Here is a 1,016-nt window from a genome sequence, read left to right on the forward strand (position 1 = left end):
GGTGGCCATCGTAATAATTCAAAATGTCATTCGTTACACTATTGGGGTACATGAAATTCCAGACACCACCGTATACAGCGACCAAGTCACGGAGCCACATTTCGTATTCGTCCAGTAAGCCGGTTCCGATTATGTAATGCCTATTTTAGCAATTATCTTTTGTCTTAATCTTGTAGAAATAATAAAAAAAGTAAAAAAAGAGCAATCCTTCTCGAATAATACATTTTGGTTAACTGCATCTTTTGTATTAATTGTCTGGAGTATTTCAATGACAGCAGCTGGGGGTTTGTAATAGAACTATTCTTCTTAAACAGTCCTATGAAATTAAAATAAGCAACATTCGGATACAATTGTTTAGCGAAATTTTTAAAAAAAGAGTAGTTTTGCTACTCTTTTTCTTAGAATGTCTCTTCTCTAATCGATAGCTGAAATGGATACAATCTCAAGAACTGAGATGCTTCTTCTTTTAACTAAATCCGTGTAAATTAACACTTGATTTCGAAAATCGATGTCAATAATGACTCCTTCATGAAAGTGAAATACCCCTTCTTTCCAGGTTTGAATGCAAACGGTACATCTCCTTTTCATAGCCAGTTCCATTTCTTCTTGGATCAGCTGCAAATCCATTTCCGTTAAATCAGGTTGCGCCACTTTGTCTTCTTTTTCTCGCCATGCTTTGATTAGTTTGAGCCTTTTTGAAGCTGTTATACCCTTTGTTTAGCGCTGGTGAACCCGATTTAGTAGTCTTCGGTTTACGAGGCTTGTTAACTACATACGTCCTATTAACAAAAACGTGAAGTCAGGAGAAACGGCTGCGACGAGCGTACCTGTCGCAAATATGCCCATCGCGGTCAAAAATAAACTGCGCGTCGTAAACTTGCCGATTAAAAACGCGGTGATGGGATGTTGACCCTGCCGCCGCATCACGACCAAAGCGGAGAATATTCAGGCATACAAAAAAATGCTAAGAAACTCGAAAAAACGTTCCAAAGTTTTGGTGTGCGGGCAAAAGTGAC

Annotated in this window: 1 protein-coding gene; it reads right to left on the minus strand. The window is 38.7% G+C overall.

Annotated features, from left to right (window positions below):
• Positions 1 to 414 precede the first annotated feature (414 nt).
• Positions 415 to 708, minus strand: a complete 294-nt coding sequence (locus ABZ924_RS38820) for a YolD-like family protein (protein WP_361920478.1) — start codon at positions 706 to 708, stop codon at positions 415 to 417.
• Positions 709 to 1,016: the final 308 nt, after the last annotated feature.

Origin of the sequence: Streptomyces sp. NPDC046876, assembly GCF_040645035.1 — a bacterium.
Classification (GTDB): Bacteria; Actinomycetota; Actinomycetes; order Streptomycetales; family Streptomycetaceae; genus Streptomyces.